The sequence below is a fragment of the Staphylococcus sp. FSL W8-1268 genome (assembly GCF_038003965.1).
In the GTDB taxonomy this organism is placed as follows: Bacteria; Bacillota; Bacilli; order Staphylococcales; family Staphylococcaceae; genus Staphylococcus; species Staphylococcus hominis.
Window position 1 is genome coordinate 1248276 of record NZ_JBBOQE010000001.1, and the last position, 20718, is coordinate 1268993.

20 protein-coding genes are annotated in these 20718 nt (G+C 30.5%); 19 read left to right on the top strand and 1 reads right to left on the bottom strand.

Annotation, left to right across the window (positions count from 1 at the left end):
* The first annotated feature begins 79 nt into the window (after positions 1–79).
* The 4 genes from NST64_RS06420 (at position 80) to ypdA (ending at position 5209) form a co-directional block, all read left to right on the top strand.
* The gene (locus tag NST64_RS06420; RefSeq protein WP_002455317.1) at positions 80–1045 is read left to right on the top strand and encodes a helix-turn-helix domain-containing protein; all 966 of its coding nucleotides are present in this window, start codon (positions 80–82) and stop codon (positions 1043–1045) included.
* The gene (locus NST64_RS06425) at positions 1026–2405 is read left to right on the top strand and encodes a RecQ family ATP-dependent DNA helicase (RefSeq protein ID WP_049418388.1); all 1380 of its coding nucleotides are present in this window, start codon (positions 1026–1028) and stop codon (positions 2403–2405) included. The genes NST64_RS06420 and NST64_RS06425 overlap by 20 nt, the downstream gene beginning before the upstream one ends.
* A gap of 146 nt (positions 2406–2551) precedes the next feature.
* Positions 2552–4072 carry a LysM peptidoglycan-binding domain-containing protein gene (locus tag NST64_RS06430; RefSeq protein ID WP_340731103.1) on the top strand — a complete coding sequence of 507 codons (1521 nt, stop codon included), beginning with the start codon at positions 2552–2554 and terminating at the stop codon, positions 4070–4072.
* A gap of 150 nt (positions 4073–4222) precedes the next feature.
* The gene (gene ypdA, locus NST64_RS06435; RefSeq protein WP_019835230.1) at positions 4223–5209 is read left to right on the top strand and encodes a bacillithiol disulfide reductase YpdA; all 987 of its coding nucleotides are present in this window, start codon (positions 4223–4225) and stop codon (positions 5207–5209) included.
* Between the two features lie 62 nt (positions 5210–5271).
* Here ypdA and NST64_RS06440 read toward each other — a convergent pair whose 3' ends face one another.
* Complete coding sequence (locus NST64_RS06440) at positions 5272–6240, bottom strand: asparaginase (protein ID WP_049418383.1); 969 nt, start codon at positions 6238–6240, stop codon at positions 5272–5274.
* A gap of 75 nt (positions 6241–6315) precedes the next feature.
* Between NST64_RS06440 and cmk the strand changes: the two genes are divergently transcribed.
* The 15 genes from cmk to NST64_RS06515 all read left to right on the top strand — a co-directional run bounded on the left by cmk (position 6316) and on the right by NST64_RS06515 (position 20692).
* Complete coding sequence (gene cmk, locus NST64_RS06445; RefSeq protein WP_002449771.1) at positions 6316–6972, top strand: (d)CMP kinase; 657 nt, start codon at positions 6316–6318, stop codon at positions 6970–6972.
* Positions 6973–7281: 309 nt separating this feature from the next.
* Positions 7282–8460, top strand: a complete 1179-nt coding sequence (gene rpsA / locus NST64_RS06450) for a 30S ribosomal protein S1 (protein ID WP_049418382.1) — start codon at positions 7282–7284, stop codon at positions 8458–8460.
* 185 nt (positions 8461–8645) lie between these two features.
* Positions 8646–9956: a ribosome biogenesis GTPase Der gene (der, locus tag NST64_RS06455; protein WP_019835234.1), complete on the top strand. Its 1311-nt coding sequence runs from the start codon at positions 8646–8648 to the stop codon at positions 9954–9956.
* 14 nt (positions 9957–9970) lie between these two features.
* Complete coding sequence (locus tag NST64_RS06460) at positions 9971–10969, top strand: NAD(P)H-dependent glycerol-3-phosphate dehydrogenase (RefSeq protein WP_049418380.1); 999 nt, start codon at positions 9971–9973, stop codon at positions 10967–10969.
* A gap of 168 nt (positions 10970–11137) precedes the next feature.
* The gene (locus NST64_RS06465) at positions 11138–11410 is read left to right on the top strand and encodes an HU family DNA-binding protein (protein WP_002449794.1); all 273 of its coding nucleotides are present in this window, start codon (positions 11138–11140) and stop codon (positions 11408–11410) included.
* A 188-nt stretch (positions 11411–11598) separates the two neighbouring features.
* Positions 11599–12180: a hypothetical protein gene (locus NST64_RS06470; protein WP_002449710.1), complete on the top strand. Its 582-nt coding sequence runs from the start codon at positions 11599–11601 to the stop codon at positions 12178–12180.
* On the top strand, positions 12180–12881 hold the full coding sequence (locus NST64_RS06475) for a demethylmenaquinone methyltransferase (RefSeq protein WP_002449836.1): 702 nt from the start codon (positions 12180–12182) through the stop codon (positions 12879–12881). The genes NST64_RS06470 and NST64_RS06475 overlap by 1 nt, the downstream gene beginning before the upstream one ends.
* Before the next feature lie 29 nt (positions 12882–12910).
* Positions 12911–13867, top strand: a complete 957-nt coding sequence (locus tag NST64_RS06480; RefSeq protein ID WP_002449820.1) for a polyprenyl synthetase family protein — start codon at positions 12911–12913, stop codon at positions 13865–13867.
* Between the two features lie 119 nt (positions 13868–13986).
* The gene (gene ndk, locus NST64_RS06485) at positions 13987–14439 is read left to right on the top strand and encodes a nucleoside-diphosphate kinase (protein WP_019835237.1); all 453 of its coding nucleotides are present in this window, start codon (positions 13987–13989) and stop codon (positions 14437–14439) included.
* Positions 14440–14668: 229 nt separating this feature from the next.
* On the top strand, positions 14669–15835 hold the full coding sequence (gene aroC, locus NST64_RS06490; protein WP_002449816.1) for a chorismate synthase: 1167 nt from the start codon (positions 14669–14671) through the stop codon (positions 15833–15835).
* Positions 15836–15870: 35 nt separating this feature from the next.
* Positions 15871–16935, top strand: a complete 1065-nt coding sequence (gene aroB / locus NST64_RS06495; protein ID WP_049418378.1) for a 3-dehydroquinate synthase — start codon at positions 15871–15873, stop codon at positions 16933–16935.
* Between the two features lie 10 nt (positions 16936–16945).
* Positions 16946–18244, top strand: a complete 1299-nt coding sequence (gene aroA, locus NST64_RS06500; RefSeq protein ID WP_002449768.1) for a 3-phosphoshikimate 1-carboxyvinyltransferase — start codon at positions 16946–16948, stop codon at positions 18242–18244.
* Positions 18245–18250: 6 nt separating this feature from the next.
* On the top strand, positions 18251–19495 hold the full coding sequence (locus tag NST64_RS06505; protein WP_049418375.1) for a tetratricopeptide repeat protein: 1245 nt from the start codon (positions 18251–18253) through the stop codon (positions 19493–19495).
* A gap of 14 nt (positions 19496–19509) precedes the next feature.
* A complete protein-coding gene (locus NST64_RS06510) occupies positions 19510–20049 on the top strand; it encodes a YpiB family protein (RefSeq protein ID WP_049418373.1) in 540 nt (179 codons plus the stop codon).
* Between the two features lie 25 nt (positions 20050–20074).
* The gene (locus tag NST64_RS06515) at positions 20075–20692 is read left to right on the top strand and encodes a DUF1405 domain-containing protein (RefSeq protein ID WP_049418371.1); all 618 of its coding nucleotides are present in this window, start codon (positions 20075–20077) and stop codon (positions 20690–20692) included.
* Positions 20693–20718: the final 26 nt, after the last annotated feature.

Here is a 20718-nt window from a genome sequence, read left to right on the forward strand (position 1 = left end):
ATAAAAATGCTACACTAGTCATAATAAATAATTTTATTATATTCTAGATATAAAAGTTCTATAAAAGAGGAGTTCACTCATGCAAGAAATGATTAGTTATGTTAAACATCACTCATTCAATTATAAAACTAATAAAAGTATATATAATATTTTAAGTGGAAAAAAGTCACATCAAACGTTTTTTGATGCGAGCTCTCAACAACTTTTATCATTATATCATAGTTTACCTAAATTAAAATATCAGACATTTGAACGACTTTTGAATAAAAATGATATAAAAGAATTAAATATCAAGGTGCATCCTCGGTTCACTTATGACAGTCTTAATAATACTTTTAAATGTATTCAATTATTAATTCAGACGATATCTCAATATCTCCATCATCAACTTAAATTCGTACCAATGAACCAACAAGTTATTATTCAAAATAAAGTTAAAAAGATTTATGGAACTATTATTAAAAATGATTTAATAAAAGATTTTGAAAATGAAGTGACTGATTTATTTCAAGCAATCAGTTTAAATAATAATAATAAGTGCTACCTTCATTATTATTTGCATGGTTATGATGAGCCTATGTATACAAGACAACAGGTAAGTTTGATTGAGAATATTTCTATTTCAAAATTATATACATTAGAATTGAATAATTTAGTCACCTTAGGAAGTGAAATTGAAAATAAACAACGTTATCCTATATTGTCTGAATGTATTATTCTTTCATCATTATTAAATAAAACATCTATTACTCAACAATATCTTCATCAAGGTTTGAGTTTAAATGAAATTGCAATTGCACAGAATGTTAAACTCAATACAATAGAAGATCATATTTTAGAATTATTTATTAAAGGTTATGAGAAAAATTACGAAAATTACGTAGAGAAAAAAGATGTTTTTCAATTTACTCAATACTATACAGAGCATAAAGGAGAAAGATTAAAAATATATAAACAAGAGTTTGACCATTTATCATACTTTGAAATTAAACTCATGATTGTTGGGATAGAAAGAGGTGAAATCAATGTTAGAGAACAATCTTAAACAATGGTTTGGACATGAAAGTTTTCACCCAGGTCAGAAAGAAGTTATAGAAAGTGTGTTACAAGGCAATCATACACTTGGTGTTTTGCCAACAGGTAGTGGGAAAAGTCTGTGTTACCAATTTCCAACTTATATGCAACAAAAACCTACTCTTATTATTTCACCGCTAATTTCTTTAATGGACGATCAAGTGATGCAACTTAAATCTCAAGGTGAACGAAAGGTTGTATGTATTCATTCAGGTATGGATGAACAAGAAAAGAAGGAAAATATCAATTTATTAAATCAAAGTCGTTTTATATTTCTAAGTCCTGAATTTATTCTTCAATCTCATCATTTCAATTTAATTAAAAACATCCCATTTGGTTTAGTAGTATTAGATGAAGCGCATTGCTTATCAGAATGGGGATATGATTTCAGACCGCATTACGCACTTATCGGTCAAATCACTCATCATTTTAAATTAGCGACTATTTTAGCATTAACTGCTACTGCACCGCCACATTTAACAAGTGATTTAGAACATATTTTAAAAGTTAAATTAAACACTATACAAACTACTATGAATCGTAAAAATATTTCGTTATCACATTTTAATTTCAAGGATGACGACGAAAAAATAGAATGGTTATTGAAATTTATTGAATCTTCAGGTCCCACAATTATTTATGTATCATCTAAGAAAATATGCTTACAACTCGCAAAACTCATTTATCAACATGGATATTTAACTGGTATTTATCATGGGGATTTAACTTATCAAGAACGTCAAACTGTTCAAAATCAATTTATTAATAATTTTATTCCAGTTATTGTAGCTACTAGTGCTTTTGGAATGGGGGTTAATAAAAAAGACATTCGGACTGTGATTCATTTTCATTTATCATCTAGTCCTTCAAATTATTTACAAGAAATTGGAAGAGCTGGGAGAGATGGAAAACAAAGTCAAGCGATTAGTCTATATCAACCAGACGATGCTTATATTCTAGAGACGTTACTATTTAATGATGCTATCGTAACAGAAGATGTCGAAAATTTTGAGCTAGGCGCATTCCTTCCACCTAATAAAGAAGAAATTTTAACAGTATTACACCAAAATTATACATTTAAAGAATTGAAACACATTTTTAAAACCTCATATATACGTAAACAAGCTGGTTATCAAAGAATTATAGGTTATACTCGTATAGATCAATGTAGAAGAAAATTTTTATTGGAATTTTTTGGAGAATCTCCTAATCAACCTAATGAATGTTGTGACAATGATTCAGATTTAAGTAAAATTGAGTGTTACAACAGAAAAAAAGTTAAAAGACAATTTACTTTCAATGAAAAAATTAAAAATTTATTTAGAGTTTAGTGACTTTACTTTACTAAAATATTTTATACAGGATATAATTAAATTACATAGTGATTTATAAGAAATTTAAAAATGATACATATTTATGCATTACTTGGGTATAAATAATGTGACAATTAAAATAAGAAAAAGAGAGGATGTTGACTATGTCTAAAGATAATTTTAAGGATGATTTTGAAAAAAATCGACAATCGATAGATTCAAACGATCAATTCGATCGTGTAAATAATGAAACTAACGATGAAATAGACAATTTTAACAATGAAACCGATCAACAGTTTCCACCAAGAAATGCACAAAGACGACAAAGAAGAAGAAACCAATCTTCTAGTCGTAACAAAAAATTTAACGATCAGGTTAATGATTATGAAGAAGGTTCATTAGATGACCGTTATGATGAGGAGACATTTGACAAAGTACATAACGATAATAATTCTCATCATAATCACGAGAATGATGAGAATTATCAACGTTCCGATGTAGATGAGCGTTATGATGAACATAATCGTCATTCTAATCATCGTCTTGAGGACGATAGTTATGAAAATGATGATAATAGTGATGATAGAATGAATAGTGATCATCGTCGTCATCGTGATTTTGATCAAGATAACGATAGACATGAAGCTCATCATTCAAAAATCGGAAAAGACGCAACAATTGCTGGAGGAGCTGCTGCTACAGGAGCTGTTGGAGCAAAAGCATCACGTAATAAAAAACGTAAAAATAATCGTCATGATGATGAAAATTATAGAGATAATGAAAATAGAAGTGTTCAACATAACAGCGAAGATAATAATGAACTAGATAATAAACATCACAGAAAAAAAGGTAATAAAGGCAAAAAAGCTGCTGCAGTCGGTGCTGGCGCAGCTGGAGCTGGCGCAGCTGGAGCTGGCGCAGCTGGAGCTGGCGCAGCTGGAGCAGGTGCTGCTGGTGCTGCCGCTTCTAAACATAAACAACATGATGAACATAACAATCTAAATCATCATGATGCTGATAAACATCGTGAATACGAAGATAATGATGGTTTCCAAGCACATAACGGTAATAAAAAACGTGGTTTAATGGGAATTTTACTTCCACTCATAGCTTTATTACTTATTTTAGCTGCTCTAGCTATTTTTATTGGCATGTATCTTAACAATGACCATAAAGAAAAAAACAATAACACTGCAGATAATAAAACAGAACAAACTGAGAACAAAGATAACGCTAAAGACAAAGCTACAAATGAAAAAGACCAATCAAATGAAAAAGTAGCAACAAAAGAAGATAAATCAAGCGAATCAGATAATAGCACTAAAAAAGATAGTAATGAGTCAAATGAAGTAGCTACAACAGAAAACAGTACATCAAACAATAATAATGATAAAAATTCTACTGAAAGTGCAACATCTGAAAATGATAACAATAAATCAAATGTATATAACAATTCATCAAGTTCAGACAATAACTCAAATTCTCAATCAACTCAAAATAGCACACAATCAAGTAATAGTGCTGGCCAACAAACTCACGTAGTATCTGGTAATGATAATTTATATCGTATTGCAATTCAATACTATGGTGAAGGTACAGTTGAAAATGTAAATAAATTAAAACGAGCTAACGGCTTAACTAGTAATAATATTGTAAATGGTCAAAAATTAGTTATTCCTCAATAATATCTGAATGTATTAAAAAAGGTACACCTAAAATGGTGTATCTTTTTTATGTTTATTTGAAGATAAGTAAATAACAATGTAAATATTTTTATTTAGAAATATATCTGTAAACTGATATAATATGTTAGTGATTAAAGGAGGCCATTAAACATGCAAACAATTGAAAGTATTATTATTGGTGGAGGCCCATGTGGTTTAAGTGCAGCAATTGAGCAAAAGAAAAAAGGCATAGAAACACTAGTAATTGAAAAAGGTAACATTGTAGATGCCATTTATCATTATCCTACGCATCAAACTTTTTTCTCTTCTAGCGATAAATTAAGTATTGGAGATGTGCCATTTATTGTAGAGGAAAGTAAACCTCGTCGTAACCAAGCACTTGTCTATTATAGAGAAGTAGTAAGATTTCATCAGTTGAATGTACATCCTTTTGAGGAAGTATTAACAGTTAAAAAAATTGGAAATAAATTTACAATTACAACAACTAAAGACGTGTATGAATGTAAATTTTTAACAGTTGCGACTGGTTATTATGGTCAACATAATACTTTAGATGTTAAAGGTGCGGATTTATCTAAGGTTAAACATTACTTTAAAGAAGCACATCCATACTTCAATCAAGATGTCGTGGTTATTGGAGGTAAGAATTCTGCAGTAGATGCAGCTTTGGAATTGGAAAAGGCTGGGGCAAATGTGACTGTATTGTATCGTGGAGATCGATATTCAGCAGCAATTAAACCTTGGATTTTGCCAAACTTTGAATCTTTAGTTAACCATGAAAAAATCGATATGGAATTTGATGCAAATGTTACTGAAATCACTCAACATTCAGTAACTTATGAAAAAAATGGTGAAACAGTAACAATACCAAATGACTTTGTTTTTGCAATGATTGGTTATCATCCAGACTATGAGTTTTTACAATCTATTGGTATAGATATTCATACTAATGAATTTGGAACAGCTCCAATTTATAATAAAGAAACGTATGAAACAAATGTGGAAAACTGTTATATTGCTGGTGTTATAGCAGCTGGTAATGATAATAATTCAATTTTCATTGAAAACGGTAAATATCATGGTGGTATTATCGCTCAAAGTATTTTAAGAAAAAAACAAACTCCACTAGAAAGTTAAATTTCATTTATTTTAATTAAAAGAGAGAAACAATGAGTGCATCATCATTGTTTCTCTCTTTTTTAAGTTTCAAAGTATTCTTTCAATTCCTTATGATTCATATGGTTACTTAAACCAATTAAAAGTTTTAATCTTGCTTTAGGGCCATTTAATCCGTTAGAAAAAATAAGACCCTCTTCAGCTAATCGAAAACCTCCACCTTCATAATCATATACTGGACTTACAATGCCATTAAATGAGCGAGACACGAGTACGATAGGAATATCTTTTTTGACACATGATTCAATACCTTTCAAACAACTTGGAGGTAAGTTACCTTGGCCTAACGCTTCAATAATTATACCTTGAACGTTTTGTTGAGCATAAAATTCTAAAACATCATTAGTCATTCCCATATACGCTTTAATTAATGGCACATTTAAACTTTCATCTATTCTTGGAAATACTTTTTGTCGATATGGACGATTATAAAATTGAACACGATCTTTAGTTAAGATACCTAAAGGGCCTTGATTAGGACTCTGAAAGGTATTGATATTCGAGGTATGTGTTTTAGTAACATTTCTCGCAGTATGTATTTCGTCATTAAATACGACCATCACGCCTTTATCAGAAGCTTCTAATGAAGTTGCAACTCTAATTGCTGAGATAAAGTTATATAGCCCATCTGAACCAATCTCGTTTGATGAACGCATTGCACCTGTTATAACAATAGGTTGACTTATATCGATTGTTAAATCGAGCAAATAAGCTGTTTCTTCTAACGTATCTGTGCCATGTGTAATCACACATCCATCATAATGATTCTTAGAAAATTCCTTCATAATGATATCTTTTAACTTTATGACATGAGAAAGTGTGATATGTGGTGATGGCACATTAAAGGGACTTATTTCATATACATTTGCATATTGATCTATGATGTTTTTATGCAATGAAATAGGATTGATATCATTTGTAACGACCTGATTGAGTTGATTTTGAGACATACTAATTGTTCCACCTGTATGAATAACAAGTATCTTTTTCATTAAACTCCTCCTATTTTTAAAATATATATTTATGATAAAATAATACAGATAAAACAACAAGAAAGGAAAAATGTTATGAATCCAATTAATATTGCATTAGATGGTCCTGCTGCTGCTGGGAAAAGTACAATTGCAAGACAAGTAGCTAGTAAATTATCAATGATTTATGTCGATACTGGTGCAATGTATCGTGCAATAACGTATAAATATTTAAAGCAAGATGCTCCTGAAGATTTTCAAAATTTAATTAATCATACTTCTTTAGAATTAACTTACAATCCATCAAAAGGCCAACGAATTATTTTAGATAACGAGGATGTGACAGACTATTTAAGAGAAAATGATGTCACACAACATGTTTCATATGTTGCATCAAAAGAACCTGTACGCACCTACGCCGTACAAAAACAAAAAGAATTAGCAATAAAAAAAGGAATTGTTATGGACGGTAGAGATATTGGTACCGTCGTTCTTCCAGATGCTGAGTTAAAAGTATATATGATTGCCTCTGTAGATGAAAGAGCGGAAAGAAGACAAAAAGAGAATGAATTACGTGGCATTCCTTCCACTTTAAATCAATTAAAAAAAGAGATTGAAGAAAGAGATCATTACGATATGAATCGTGATATTTCACCTTTAAGAAAAGCGGAAGATGCTATAACAGTGGATACAACGAGTAAAACTATAGAAGACGTAACTGAAGAAATATTAAAGTTAGTAGAGAATCTGTAATTTTCATACATAGCTATTTAATTTAATTCGTCAAATGACTAAAGTATAAGCGAATTATTTTAAATAGCTATTTTAGTTATATATAATTAATTATGAAAATATAAACAATAAATTTTCTTAGTCTTATATTCAATCATAAGTTTCGATTTTTATCGATATTAATAAATATATTTTTCTATTGCTTAATATTAAATAATTTTAAAAAATGATATATTTTTTAAAAACTTATGAAACTAAAGGGGTATTTCTTGACAATTCCTCGTGTTTATAAGATGTTATAGTTATGTAGTGTATAAGGAGGCAAACATGATGACTGAAGAATTCAATGAATCAATGATTAATGATATTAAAGATGGTGACAAAGTCACTGGAAAAGTTCAACAAGTTGAAGATAAACAAGTAGTAGTTCATATTGATGGGGCTAAATATAACGGAATTATTCCAATTAGCCAACTTTCAACTCATCACATTGAAAATCCAAGTGAGATTATTTCAGAGGGTGATGAAATTGAAGCATATGTAACCAAAATTGAAATTGACGAAGAAAATGAATCAGGCGCTTACATTTTATCAAAACGTCAACTTGAAACCGAAAAATCATATGAATATTTACAAGAAAAGCTTGATAATGACGAAGTAATCGAAGCTAAAGTTACTGAAGTAGTTAAAGGTGGCTTAGTTGTGGATGTGGGCCAAAGAGGATTCGTTCCTGCGTCACTCATTTCAACTGATTTCATTGAAGATTTCTCTGTATTTGAAGGGCAAACAATTCGTCTTAAAGTAGAAGAATTAGATCCTGAAAATAATAGAGTCATTTTAAGCCGTAAAGCAGTTGAACAAGCTGAAAATGACGTTAAAAAAGCATCGTTATTAGATTCACTTAATGAAGGAGACGTTATCAAAGGAAAAGTTGCACGTCTTACTAACTTTGGTGCTTTTGTAGATATTGGTGGCGTTGATGGATTAGTTCACGTATCAGAATTATCACATGAGCATGTTCAATCTCCTGAAGACGTGGTAAGTGTTGGACAAGAAGTAGACGTTAAAGTTAAATCTGTTGAAAAAGATTCTGAACGTATTTCTTTATCTATTAAAGATACTTTACCAACTCCATTCGAAAATATTAAAGGTAAATTCCACGAAAACGACGTTATCGAAGGTAAAGTAATTCGCTTGGCTAACTTTGGTGCTTTTGTGGAAATTGCTCCTGGTGTTCAAGGACTTGTACACATTTCAGAAATTGCTCATAAACATATTGGTACACCAAGTGAAGTGTTAGAACCAGGACAACAAGTGAGCGTTAAAATTTTAGGTATTGATGAAGAAAATGAGCGTATTTCTTTATCTATTAAAGCTACATTACCAAATGAAGATGTGATTGAAAGTGACGAAGCTACAACTCAATCATATTTATCTAATGAAACAGATGAAGACAATCCAACTTTAGGTGACGTTTTTGGTGATAAATTTAAAAACTTAAAATTCTAATATTAAATATTTTATTATTTAATTTAATGATGAGAGCAAGAAAAGATATTCAAATAGAATTCTTTCTTGCTCTTTTTTTATTTATCTTTACTCACTATCTATTGTATGACAATATATACTTGTTTTTAAATAATCATTGCGTATGATAAAATTATAGAGATTTTAGAAAGAGAGGAAGTTAGCTTATGACTAAACCTATTGTAGCAATTGTAGGTAGACCTAATGTGGGGAAGTCTACAATTTTTAATAGAGTAGTAGGTGAACGTGTATCAATTGTTGAAGATACTCCAGGTGTTACGCGTGATCGTATTTATTCTTCAGGCGAATGGTTAACACATGAATTTAATATCATTGATACTGGAGGCATCGAAATCGGAGATGCACCTTTCCAAACACAAATAAGAGCTCAAGCAGAAATCGCTATTGATGAAGCAGACGTTATTATCTTTATGGTAAATGTGAGGGAAGGTCTCACTCAAAGTGATGAAATGGTGGCTCAATTACTTTATAAATCAAAAAAACCTGTTGTTTTAGCAGTAAATAAAGTAGATAATCCTGAAATGAGAAGTGATATTTTTGATTTTTACTCTTTAGGTTTTGGCGATCCTTATCCAATTTCTGGTTCACATGGTTTAGGTCTAGGTGATTTATTAGATGAAGTCGTTAAACATTTTAAAGAAGAAGATAGTGATCCATATGATGATGACACTATTCGTTTATCTATTATTGGCCGTCCAAATGTGGGTAAATCTAGTTTAGTAAATGCCATTTTAGGTGAAGAACGTGTTATTGTATCAAATGTAGCAGGTACAACTCGAGATGCTGTAGATACTGAGTATAGCTATGATGGACAAGATTACGTGTTAATAGATACAGCAGGTATGAGAAAAAAAGGTAAAGTATATGAGTCAACTGAGAAATACTCTGTATTAAGAGCCTTAAAAGCAATTGAGCGTTCAAATGTGGTGTTATTAGTTATTGATGCCGAAGAAGGAATTATTGAACAAGATAAGCGCGTTGCTGGATATGCTCATGAAGAAGGAAAAGCAATGGTGATTGTTGTAAATAAATGGGATGCTGTAGAAAAAGATACTAATACCATGAAAAAATTTGCTGATGATGTACGTAATCAATTTCAATTTTTAGATTATGCACCTATCGCTTTCGTATCGGCAAAAGAGCGACTACGATTAAAAACACTTTTCCCTTATATAAGAGAAGCAAGTGAAAATCACAAAAAACGTGTTCAAAGCTCAACACTTAACGAGGTGGTGACGGATGCAATTTCAATGAATCCTACACCTACAGATAAAGGTAGACGTTTAAATGTCTTCTATACTACTCAAGTGGCTATTGAACCACCAACATTTGTGGTTTTTGTAAATGATGTTGAGTTAATGCATTTTTCTTATAAACGCTATCTTGAAAATCAAATTAGAGATGCATTTGGTTTTGAAGGAACGCCTATTCATATCATCCCTAGAAGAAGAAACTAAGAGGAGAGATTAAGATGACTAAGATTACAGTTTTTGGTACAGGAAGTTTTGGTACTGCATTAGCAAATGTTTTAGCAGAGAATGGCCATTCAGTTTTAATGTGGGGAAAAAATGAAAATACTGTAGATGAAATTAATCAATCTCATCAAAATAAACGGTACCTGAAAGACGTAACATTAATTGAAACAATTAAAGCAACAAATCAATTAGAACAAGCAGTTAATTTTTCAGATATATTTTTAATTGCTTTACCTACAAAAGCAATTAGAGACGTTGTGACTGAAATTAATCAACATATTAAAACTAAAAAAACATTTATTCACGTTGCAAAAGGTATTGAAAATGAAACATTTAAACGTGTATCAGAAATGATTGAAGATTCAGTATCTAAGAACCATAAAAATGGTGTAGGGGTACTATCTGGACCAAGTCATGCTGAAGAAGTTGTAATTAAGCAACCTACAACTGTTGCAGCTTCGTCAAAAGATGAACACATAAGTAAACTTATTCAAGATTTATTCATGAATGATTACTTACGAGTATATACTAATAATGATTTGATAGGTGTAGAACTAGGAGGTGCACTTAAAAATATTATTGCTGTAGCAAGTGGTATTGTTGCTGGAATGGGTTATGGTGATAATGCTAAAGCTGCTTTAATGACAAGAGGTTTAGCTGAGATTAGTCGACTAGGTGAAAAGCTAGGGGCTGATCCTATGACTTTTCTAGGTCTTGGTGGCATTGGTGATTTAATTGTAACGTGTACGTCTACTCATTCAAGAAATTATACTTTAGGATATAAATTAGGAAAAGGTAAAACGACTGAAGAAGCACTTAACGAAATGAATATGGTTGTTGAAGGAATTTATACAACAAATTCAGTATATCATTTAGCAAAAGCTCAAAATGTTGATATGCCAATAACCAATGCTTTATACAAAGTATTATTTGAAGATAAACCAGTGAAAGATAGTGTGAAGGATTTAATGGGACGAGATAAAAAAGCTGAATAAAGTGTAATTTTGCTATTTAACGCAAATATTTTATAAAATTATTCACGAAATACTGATAATTCAACGTTTTAAGTATATAAATCGTTGCGGTAAAGGGAATTATTGTGTTAAAGTCATACCATAATGATATAAATTTATCATTATCATTCATCTGGAGGTGAACTCATAATGAATAAAACTGACTTAATCAATGCGGTTGCAGAACAAGCTGATTTAACTAAAAAAGAAGCTGGTTCAGCAGTAGACGCTGTTTTCGAATCAATTCAAAACTCACTTTCTAAAGGTGAAAAAGTTCAATTAATTGGTTTCGGAAACTTCGAGGTACGTGAACGTGCTGCACGTAAAGGACGTAACCCTCAAACAGGTAAAGAAATCGAAATTCCTGCAAGTAAAGTTCCAGCATTCAAAGCTGGTAAAGCATTAAAAGATGCTGTAAAATAATTTACTTAAAAAAGCCCTATAAGGGCTTTTTATTTTATATATTGTTTAATTCTAAATACATATGTTTTATTTATAATTGTACAATTCACTGTGAAGCGTCTGTGAAGTTATTTTCGTCATAAGCACTATATTTTATTTTTATGAATATAATGTTAATATGTATATTGATACTAACGTGAGGTGTGAACATGGAAAGAACATTAAGCAAATTAAATAGACAAATTACTCAAAGGCTTAAAGGAATTAATGAATATGAAGCAATTCACATTAATAAAGGATTAAGTGATGTTTTAGATCATTTTAATATTCCAGAAAATGCTAAACTTGCCTGCCTCACTATTGATACTTCAATGAAGCATCTAGATGATATTTCTAAAAATAAATTATCTAAGAAATCAATTCTAATTGGTGACTTATTAAGTGCTCATTTTTATACTTTAATATCTGAAATTGGTGATGTGTCATATCAAAAGCTAATGAGTGAAGCGATTATAAAATCTAATGAGCTTAAAACTTCATTGCATCATCATTCACTCGAGCGTCATGATATATATAAGGCTGTGTTAGATATAGAAACACTTTTCCCTTTTATAACTATTTCTCATTTTACAGATATTGAGATCTCTCAATATGAAATATTTGAAAAATTATTTAGTGGGGTACATCAATATTATCCCTCTTATTTAAGTGAATATGATGAAGATGAAATAAACCAATTTATTAAACATATAAAACAAAGCGATAAAGAGAAAAGTAGAGGTAATAATTAATGACTGAAAATAATGCAAAAAAAGAACAAGTTCATACGGTTTTTCAAAATATTTCTAAAAAATATGATCGATTGAACAATATAATAAGCTTCGAACAACATAAAATATGGCGTAAACATGTAATGAAAGATATGAATGTGTTACCTGGAAGTAAAGCACTTGATGTATGTTGTGGTACAGCAGATTGGACTATTGCTTTAAGTAGAGCAGTAGGACCTAATGGAGAAGTTACAGGTTTAGATTTCAGTGAAAATATGCTTGAAGTTGGTAAAGAAAAAACTAAATCAATGCCTAATATTCACTTAGTGCACGGCGATGCTATGAATTTACCATTTGAGGATAAAACATTCGATTATGTAACCATTGGCTTCGGTTTAAGAAATGTGCCTGATTATTTAGCAACATTAAAAGAATTAAATCGCGTATTGAAACCAGGCGGTATGATTGTATGTTTAGAAACAAGTCAACCAACATTACCCGTATTTAAACAAGTTTATAAACTTTACTTTAAATTTGTGATGCCTATTTTCGGGAAATTGTTTGCTAAATCTAGGGAAGAATATGAATGGTTACAACAATCTACATTCAATTTTCCAGATAAAACTAAATTAAAGCGTTTATTTGAGCAGGCTGGTTTCAGTCATGTAAAAGTTCGTAGCTTTACAGGTGGCGTTGCTGCAATGCACCTTGGCTATAAATAGAAACTTCTACTAAATAAAAGGTGATTAATGTGGCAAAGTTAAGTATGAATAGTGAAATTAAAAATGTTGAAAAGCGTTTAAAAAATGCTATTAAAAGTAATGATTCTGTATTACAAGAAGCAGCATTTCATTTATTATCTTCGGGTGGCAAACGAGTGCGTCCAGCATTTGTTCTTCTTAGTAGTCAGTTTGGACCAAAGAAAATTACTGAAGATACGTATCATGTTGCAGTAGCTTTAGAATTAATTCATATGGCAACACTTGTGCACGATGATGTGATTGATAAAAGTGACAAACGTCGTGGTAAATTGACTATTGAAAAAAAATGGGATGTCACTACTGCTATCCTAACTGGCAATTTCTTACTAGCTTTAGGTTTAAAACAACTTTCTAAAATTGAAGATCATCGTGTTCATACTATTATTTCTAACGCAATTGTTGATGTTTGTAGAGGGGAGCTCTTCCAATTCCAAGACCAATTTAATAGTCATCAAAATATTACGAACTATTTGAGACGTATTAATAGAAAAACGGCGTTGCTTATTCAACTTTCAACAGAAGTTGGTGCAATAACATCACAAGCTGATAATGAGACGATTCGAAAATTAAAAATGATTGGTCATTATATTGGAATGAGTTTTCAAATTGTAGATGATATTTTAGATTTTACAAGTACTGAGAAAAAATTAGGTAAACCTGTGGGTAGTGACCTAATGAATGGTCATATTACATTACCAGTTTTATTAGAGATGAAAAAAGACCCGGTTTTCAAAAAACAAATTGTTGAGTTATCACACCTGACAAATAAACATCAATTTGATCCACTTATTGATCAAATCAAGAATTCAAATAGTATCACACAATCTCAAGAAGTGAGCGATCATTATTTAAATAAAGCACTCGACTTAATTGATCAATTAGAGGAACCAAATTCTCAAAATTTATTTAGAAAGCTTATTAAAAGAATGCGTTCTAGAAATACATAAGAATAGAAAAAAGTTGAAAGCGCTTTAATAACCTGTTAGTATTTAGTAGTAGTAGGTTGTTTGCTATTAAATGTATTTATACATATTAAATCAATTTTTTAATTAGGGGGATTTGTATAATGGAACGCACTTTTTTAATGATTAAGCCAGATGCAGTACAACGTAATTTAATAGGAGAAATTATTTCTAGAATTGAAAGAAAAGGTTTAAAAATAGTTGGCGGTAAATTTATAATTCCAACTAAAGATACTGTTAACATACATTATGCTGAACATACAGAGAAGCCATTTTTTCATAAACTTGTTTCTTTTTTAACTTCTGGACCTGTGTTTGCCATGGTTGTTGAAGGAGAAGACGCAGTTGCGGTATCTAGACATATTATCGGAAAAACAAATCCCACTGAAGCCGATCCCGGTACTATAAGAGGCGATTATGGTTTAACAGTAGGGAGAAATATTATTCACGGATCAGACTCTGTAGAATCTGCTGAAAGAGAAATCAATTTATGGTTTAATGATGATGAAATATATAGCTACGAAGCTAATAGAGAAAATTGGCTTTATGAAGAATAATTTTTAAAAAGTAGAATAAATTGGAATTTATTTTCAATTCAACCATTGACTGCCGACATGTTAGAAAGTACCTAAGACAACAGTTGTCTTAGGTACTTTTTTATATAAAATTATTTGAATTTTCAAACACCAATTATTCTACACTAGTTATGTAATTTCATTGAATATGATATGATAACAAATAATACATAATACTATTTAAAGTGGTAAAGGAAAGGAGCTATTAATCATGAGATATTTAACTTCAGGAGAATCACATGGTCCACAACTAACCGTGATTATTGAAGGTGTTCCAGCTAACTTAGAAATGAGAGCTGAGGAAATAAATAAAGAAATGTTTAAGCGTCAAGGTGGATACGGTAGAGGACGTCGAATGCAAATTGAAAAAGATGCGGTAGAAATTGTTTCTGGTGTAAGAAATGGCTTTACTTTAGGTAGTCCAATTACAATTGTAGTTAAAAATGATGATTTTACTCATTGGAGAAATATTATGGGTATTGAACCAATTAGTGACGAGGCACGTGAAAATATGAAACGTACAATTACAAAGCCAAGACCTGGTCATGCAGACTTAATTGGCGGAATGAAATATAATCATCGTGATTTGAGAAATGTACTTGAACGTTCTTCTGCAAGAGAAACAGCTGCACGTGTAGCTGTAGGAGCAGTGTCCAAAATTTTACTTTCTCAACTAGACATTCATATGTATAGTCGTGTTGTAGAAATTGGTGGAATTAAAGATGTAGGGTTATACGATACAGAAACATTTAAACAAAATATCGATAAAAATGATGTACGTGTGATTGATGAATCGATTGCTCAAAAAATGAGAGATAAAATCGATGAAGCTAAAAAGGAAGGCGACTCTATAGGTGGCGTAGTTCAAGTTATGGTTGAAAATATGCCAGTTGCAGTAGGTAGCTACGTGCATTATGATCGTAAACTCGATGGACGCATTGCACAAGGTGTTGTAAGTATTAATGCCTTCAAAGGTGTGAGCTTTGGCGAAGGGTTTAAAGCTGCTGAAAAACCTGGAAGCGAAATTCAAGATGAAATTTTATATCATTCTGAAAGAGGTTATTATAGAGGATCTAATCATTTAGGTGGCTTTGAAGGTGGAATGACTAATGGTATGCCTATCATTGTAAATGGCGTTATGAAACCTATTCCAACTTTATATAAACCTTTAAATTCTGTAGATATTAATACTAAAGAAGATTTTAAAGCAACTATAGAACGTTCAGATAGTTGTGCAGTTCCAGCAGCAAGCGTTGTTTGCGAACATGTCGTTGCATTTGAAGTTGCTAAAGCTCTTTTAGAAGAGTTCCAATCTAATCATATCGATCAACTTAAAGAACAAATTGAAGAACGTAGAAAGTTAAATATAGAATTTTAAACATCTTTAATTAACCTTTAGAAATGAGGTATATCATGCAATTACAAACCACATATCACAGTGATAATTATCCAATTATTGTAGAACATCATGCATTTAAATATTTATCCGATTATATTCAAGATTACGATAAAGTATTCTTAATTATAGATGAATTTGTTGATTTTAATTTTAGAGATAAATTTGAAATATTATGTCACAATTCAAACATTCAAAAAGTTATCGTTCCTGCCGGTGAAAAAATGAAAACGTTTAATCATTATCAATCTATCATGGAACAACTACTAGGAATGAACCTTACTCGTAATACATGTTTAGTGGCTATAGGTGGTGGGGCCACAGGAGATTTTACAGGATTCTTAGCTTCTACATTATTAAGAGGTGTTGATTTTATACAAGTACCTACAACGATATTAGCGCATGACTCAAGTGTAGGAGGCAAAGTTGGAATAAATTCTTCCCATGGTAAAAATCTTATAGGCGCATTTTATAGACCTAAAGCAGTCATATATGATTTAAATTTTTTAAAAACTTTACCTTATCATGAAATTTTAAGTGGATACGCTGAGGTATATAAGCATGCTTTATTGACTGGCGCAGTTGCTACAGAAGATATTGAAAAACACTTTTCAGATAGGAAAACACTTGAATCACTTAAAGATATAGATCAATTTATTTTTAAGGGTATAAAAACAAAACTAAACATTATTATAAAAGATGAAAAAGAAAGTAATGTTAGAAAATATTTAAATTTAGGCCATACCTTTGGACATGCAGTAGAATATAAGTATAAAATACCTCATGGTCATGCTATTATGATTGGGATGATTTATCAGTTTATTGTGGCAAATCATCTTCTTGGCACACAATTTGATATTCAACATTATATTAATTATATGAATCAATTAAATTATCCGCTGGATTTAATCCAGCAGATTGATTTTGAAGAAATGTATCAATATATGTTATCAGATAAAAAAAATAATGGTGAAGGTATTCAAATGGTTCTACTCGAGAAATTAGGTAAACCTAATGTATATCATGTAGAAAAAAATATATTGAAGCAATCATTTAAACAACTACAATTATTAGTAGAGTAGGTGAAATACTGTGACAACAAGTCAAACAATAGATATTCATGGTCCATTAAAGGGTGAGATAGAAGTACCTGGAGATAAATCTATGACGCATAGAGCAATTATGCTATCGTCACTCGCTAAAGGTAAATCAATTATTGAACAACCGCTTCTAGGTGAAGATTGTTTACGTACAATTGAAATTTTTAAACTCTTAGGTGTTGAGATTGAAATTGAAGAACATCGTCTTATTGTTAATTCTCCAGGATATCAACATTTCAATATACCACATCAAACGTTATATACTGGAAATTCTGGTACAACAACGCGCTTACTTGCTGGTCTTTTAAGTGGATTGGGCATAGAGTGTGTCTTATCTGGAGATACATCGATAGGAAAACGACCTATGGATCGTATTTTAAAACCTTTAAAATTAATGAATGCAAATATTAATGGTATTGAAAATAACTATACACCACTTATTATTAAGCCTTCAGCCATTAATGGTATCAATTATCAAATGGAAGTCGCAAGTGCTCAAGTTAAAAGTGCAATTTTGTTTGCAAGTCTATTTTCAAAAGAAGCATCACAAATTACAGAATTAGACATAAGTAGAAATCATACTGAAACGATGTTTAAACATTATCAAATTCCAATACAAGTAAATCAAAAAGTGATTACAACATCTCCTTATGCTATAAGCAATATTCAACCTAAAAACTTTGTAGTACCAGGAGATATTTCTTCAGCTGCTTTCTTTATTGTAGCTGCTTTGATTTCTCCAGGAAGTGATATTACAATTCATAATGTTGGCATCAATCCTACACGTTCAGGTATTATAGATATCGTTGAACAAATGAATGGTAACATTGAATTATTTAATGTTACAGAGTCTTCAGAACCAACTGCGTCGATTAGAGTTCAGTATACGAACAACTTGAAACCAATCACAATTGAAGGAGATTTAATTCCTAAAGCAATTGATGAATTGCCAATTATTGCTTTGTTATGCACTCAAGCTTCTGGTACAAGTATGATTAAGGACGCAGAGGAATTAAAGGTAAAAGAAACTAATCGTATTGATACAACTGCAGATATGCTTAATTTACTAGGTTTTAAATTACAAGCTACAGAGGATGGATTAATTATTCATCCCTCTGAATTAACTAGAAATGCTATAGTAGATAGCTTAACTGACCACAGAATTGGCATGATGCTTGCAGTCGCCTCTATTTTAAGTGATTCGCCATTAACGATACGTCAGTTTGATGCAGTAAATGTATCATTCCCTGGTTTCTTGCCGAAATTAAAGCTTTTAGAAAATGAGGGATAAAATATTATGGAAGATATCTATAAATTAATAGACGATATCAATCTTCAAAAATTAGATCATTTAGATACACGTGTAAATGAAGCATTAACATCCAATAATGATGATGCTTTATTTATTTTAGGAGAAACATTATATAACTTTGGATTAACACCTCAAGGTCTTGAAGTGTTTAGAACGTTATATCATAAGTATCCAGATGAAAGTGAACTATTAATTTATTTTATCGAAGGCCTTATGTCTGAAAATCAAACAGACGAAGCATTAGAATATTTAAATCAAGTTGAATTATCACCTGAAAAGTTAATGTTAGAAGCCGACTTATATCAACAAATCAATATGACTGAAGTTGCTATTGATAAGTTAACTGAAGCGCGTGAATTAGAACCTAATGACCCAATTATTCATTTTGCTTTAGCAGAATTACTTTATTTTGATGGACAATACCTTCGTGCTACACGAGAATATGAAGTTGTTTTAGATACAGGCGAATATGAAATAAATGGAATTAATTTATTTTCAAGAATGGCTGATTGTGCGTTACAAAGTGGAAATTATAGTGATGCTATACAGTTATTTGATGAGATTAGTGAAGATGAAATGATCTCTGATGACTTTTTCAAAAAAGCCATCGCATATGAAAAAAATGATCTAACCCAAGAAGCTATAAAAATTATGACTACACTTCTTTCTAAAGACCCAGACTTTATTCAAGGTTACTTTTATTTACAATCTTTATATGAAAATGAAAAAAATTATCCAGATGCGATTGAAACAGGTAAAGAAGGGTTACGTCTTAATCAATTTTATAAAGAACTCATGGTTTCTACCGGTAGTTTAGAAATTGAACATGGAGATGCGAATGAGGGGGTAGAACTTCTTAAAAAAGCACTTGAAGTAGATAATGGTTACCATGAACCTTTACTTATCTTAAGTGATTTATTCCGTCAAAAAGAAGACTATGAAGCCATCATTTCACTTCTATCTTATGTAGATGAAGAAGATCTTGACCCTGTCTTTATGTGGCATTTAGCACATGCATATGGGGAAGAAGAAAGAGATACTGAAGCCCAACATTTCTATGAATTGGCTTATCCAACATTAAAATCTCAGAGTCTATTCTTAAGCGATTATTATTTCTATTTAATTGAAATTGGCCAAAAAGATAAAGCTAAAGTATTACTTAACGAATTATTAATTATCGATCCAACTAATGAAACTTGGAATGAAGAATTGAGCAGATTGAATGACTAGAGTGGGTGTTAAAATTGAATGACACATTAGTTAAAATGAAACAAAGCTATATTGAATATGCTTTGTTTCATTATCATTTTAAGTCCAGAATTAGTGTGTGGCTATTAAATTATTTAAAAGCTTCACCGATAAAATTAAATTGTAGTCATTTTGTAAATAAGAAAATTAAAAGTCATATAACCCTTGAAATTGGCCTAAAACACTCCAATTTCGCTGCAATTAAATTAACAAAAGACGATCAAACATTAATTAATACAAATGAAATATTCAATTATATAACTTCTAAAGATATTTGTATTGATATATTCATTCACTTTGAATACAACGATGAGCAAGATTGGCGATTAAATGAGCTTATAATTCAACAATTAATATATTCTGATCAATATCTTGCATATCTTAATAATATATATCACTTAAGTCTTGATCTAAATAAAAAGTATTCACTAATCGAACAATTAGAACATCATATCGATGTAAGTTTACAAATGAAAGATCAACAACGTTTTTATCAATTATCACAAATTTTGAGTGTATTAACTCATCACTCATAGATCAAAATTAAAGGAATTATAACTTATGCCTACTTTAAGACAACTATGGGAATTATCATTATATCAACGTTCCATACTCGTAATATTGCTTATATGTAATGTTTTAGGCACCATTTATGGTTTTATATGGTATGGTGATCAATTACTTAAGACACAATGGCATTATCTAATTTTTGTACCAGATAGTCCTATTGCATCGCTATTGTTATGTATATCAATTTGTTTAATTATTTTAAATAAACAAAATAGTATTATTGAAGGACTAGCATTTGTAACATTATTTAAATATGGTTTATGGGCTGTCATTATGAATTTGATAATGATGGTTAATAATAACGATATAACTATTATGAATGTACTTTTAATTATTAGTCATGGAATTATGGTACTTGAAAGTATCTATTTTTATCCACGATTCAAAATTTCTATACTCAGTTTGTTTATTTCTATGATATGGATATTTAACAATGATTATGTAGATTATATATTAAAGAAATATCCTTATTATGATTTTATACAGCAACACATTCATTTAGTTGCTTTTATCGCGCTATGGCTAAGTATTATGTCACTTATCCTTTATTATAGTTTTAATAAATTAATAAAGGTTAAATTATTTGATAAAAAATTCGATAGTCAGTAGAATATGATTAAAGGAGAGTGAAATTG